This is a genomic window from Leisingera sp. F5 (assembly GCF_001593695.1).
The window spans coordinates 1-2,957 of the sequence record NZ_LUKH01000310.1 but is presented as its reverse complement, the minus strand read 5'-3'; the positions used below and the strand labels follow the sequence as shown (position 1 = coordinate 2,957).

Genomic DNA, 2,957 nt, shown 5'->3' with positions numbered 1-2,957 from the left:
GATCTGATAAACGGGGAACGGGCCCATAAGGACACCAGCTTTAACGGCAAGGGGAACTGAGCCATGGCCAAGCGCGAACGCGAATTCACCGGTAAGCATGCCTTGATGCTGTTCTGCGGCGCCTTTGCGGTGATCATCGGGGTGAACATCGCCCTGGCGGTCAATGCGGTGAAGACCTTTCCAGGGCTGGAGGTGAAGAACTCCTATGTTGCCAGCCAGGAGTTCGATCTGCGCCGTTCTGCGCAGGAGGCCTTGGGCTGGTCGGTCTATGCGTCTTCGCAGGGTGATCAGGTCAAGCTGGAGATCACCGATGCCGGCGGCGCTCCGGTGGAGGTCGCCAAGTTGAGCGCAACGCTGGGCCGGGCCACCCATGTGCAGGATGACCAGCAGCCGGAGTTCACCTTTGACGGCCAGGCCTATGTGGCGCCGGCCGAGCTGGGGCCGGGCAATTGGAACATCCGCATGGTTGCGCGGGCCAAGGACGGCACCGAATTCACCCAGCGCGTGATCCTGCATGTGAAAGGCTGATTGCCATGACTGCCCAGCTCCGCCCCTCGCTTGCGGCTTGCCCGGCCTGTGTCGCAGCCCCGCATGACAGCGCTGAACAGGCCCCGACAGAGGCACGGCTGGCGCTGTCCTTGCCGGGCATTCACTGCCAGGCCTGTATTTCAGCGGTGGAGCGCGAGCTGAGCGCACACCCCGGCATTCATTCCGCACGGGTCAATCTGACACTTAAGCGGGCGTTGATCGAGGCGGAGCCGGATTTGCGCGCTGCCGATCTGATCCCGGTGCTGGAAAGCATCGGCTACGAGGCGCACGAACTGGATCTGGCAGCGCTGGCTGCCACCCAGAACGACAAGGCGGGACGCGATCTCTTGATGCGGCTGGCGGTGGCTTTCTTTGCCTCCATGAATGTGATGCTGCTGTCGGTTTCCGTCTGGTCCGGGGCATCGGATGCGACGCGGGACATGTTCCACTGGATTTCTGCCGCGATCACCTTCCCCGCGATCATCTTTGCGGCGCAGCCGTTTTTTGCCAATGCCTGGACGGCGTTGCGGGTCGGGCGCCTGAACATGGATGTGCCGATTGTGCTGGCGCTTGTGTTGGCGCTGGCCACCTCGCTATGGGAGACCTCACTGTCGGGTGAGCACGCCTATTTTGATGCCGCGCTGACGCTGACCTTTTTCCTGCTGGCAGGCCGTTATCTGGACTACCGCACCCGCGCTGTGGCGCGTTCCGCCGCCGAGGAGCTGGCCGCACTGGAGGTGCCTCGCGCGATCCGGTTGCTGGATGGCGACGAATACGAGGTGCCGGTGGCGGATCTGGCCATCGGCGACCTGATCCTTGTGCGCCCCGGCGGGCGGATGCCGGTGGACGGCGAGATTATCGAGGGACGGTCGGAACTGGACCGGTCGCTGCTGACCGGCGAGACGCTGCCGGTGTTTGCGGAACCCGGTCTGGCGGTGTCAGCCGGCGAAGTGAACCTGACCGGCCCGCTCACCATCCGGGCGACTGCGGTGGGGGAGGATACCTCGCTGCACCGGATGACCGATCTGGTCGCCATCGCCGAATCCGGCCGCTCCCGCTACACCTCGCTGGCAGACAGCGCTGCCAAGCTTTATGCGCCCGGCGTTCATATCTTGTCGGCTCTCGCATTCGCGGGCTGGTATCTTTACACTTTCGACCTCCGCATGGCGCTGAACATCGCCGCGGCGGTGTTGATCATCACCTGTCCCTGCGCGCTGGGCCTTGCGGTGCCTGCGGTGACCACCGCGGCCTCAGGCAGGCTGTTCAAACGCGGTATGCTGATCAAACATGCCACTGCGCTGGAGCGTCTGGCGGAGGTCGATACCGTGGTGTTCGACAAAACCGGCACGCTGACTGCCGGCGCGCCGCAGGTGACCAACCTGGGGGATCATGCCCGGGGCGATTTGGAGATTGCACTGGCGCTGGCCGAAGGGTCTTCGCATCCGTTGTCAGTGGCGCTGACACGCGCCGCGCGCACAGCCGGGGTCAAACCGGCCGGCGTGCAGGACATCACCGAGGTGCCGGGTTATGGCGCAGAAGGACTGTTCCGCGGCCAGCGGGTGCGGCTGGGACGTGCAGCCTGGGTCGGCGCCGAGCAGGACAGCCAGACAGCCGCTTGGCTGGACAGCGGGTCGGGGGAGGCGCAGGCGTTCCTGTTCACCGATGCCTTGCGTCCCGGTGCTGCGGAAGCGGTGCAGGCGCTGAAGGACGCAGGCAAGGATGTGCTGTTGATCTCCGGCGACAGCACTGGCGCGGTGGAGGATCTGGCCGGACGGCTGGGCATCGCCAAGTGGGTGGCCGAGGCGCTGCCAGCGGACAAATCCGCCCGGGTGCAGATGCTGACGGAGCAAGGCAAAAAGGTTCTGATGGTCGGTGATGGCCTCAATGACACAGCGGCGCTGGCAGCGGCGCATGTGTCAATCTCACCAGCCTCGGCGCTGGATGCCGCGCGGGTGGCCTCGGATATCGTGCTGCTGGGGCAAGATCTTTCCCCGATTGCAGAGGCCTGTGCCGTGGCGCAGAAGGCAACCCGCCGGATCCGCGAAAACTTCCGCATTGCCACGCTGTACAACGTGATCGCGGTGCCCCTGGCGATAGCCGGGCTGGCGACGCCCTTGATTGCGGCGCTGGCGATGTCTACCTCTTCCATCACAGTCTCCCTCAACGCGCTGCGGCTGCGATAAGCCGGCGCCAGCCACACCGGACCTGAAGCCATGAGTGTCCTTGCCTATCTGATCCCGATTTCACTGATCCTCGGCTCGGTCGGACTGGCGGCGTTTTTCTATACGCTGCGCAGCAACCAGTACGACGACCCGGAAGGCGATTCCCGCCGGATCCTGAGCGATGAGTGGGACGACAAGCCCAAGCCGTGATGCGGGCGGCCTGCGCCTGTGTGAAAAAGCCAATCCCTCCCGCCCCTGCAGTTGCCC

3 protein-coding genes are annotated in these 2,957 nt (G+C 64.8%); all 3 read left to right on the top strand.

Annotation, left to right across the window (positions count from 1 at the left end; all coding sequences use genetic code 11):
• The first annotated feature begins 63 nt into the window (after nucleotides 1-63).
• The 3 genes from A2I95_RS29395 to ccoS are packed head-to-tail and all read left to right on the top strand — an operon-like array spanning nucleotide 64 to nucleotide 2,900.
• Nucleotides 64-528 (top strand): FixH family protein, encoded by a 465-nt coding sequence (locus A2I95_RS29395; protein WP_027257994.1) that lies wholly within the window; start codon nucleotides 64-66, stop codon nucleotides 526-528.
• A 5-nt stretch (nucleotides 529-533) separates the two neighbouring features.
• Nucleotides 534-2,711 carry a heavy metal translocating P-type ATPase gene (locus A2I95_RS29390; RefSeq protein WP_027257995.1) on the top strand — a complete coding sequence of 726 codons (2,178 nt, stop codon included), beginning with the start codon at nucleotides 534-536 and terminating at the stop codon, nucleotides 2,709-2,711.
• A gap of 30 nt (nucleotides 2,712-2,741) precedes the next feature.
• Entirely contained in the window at nucleotides 2,742-2,900 is a 159-nt protein-coding gene (ccoS, locus tag A2I95_RS29385; protein WP_027257996.1) for a cbb3-type cytochrome oxidase assembly protein CcoS, read from the top strand.
• Nucleotides 2,901-2,957: the final 57 nt, after the last annotated feature.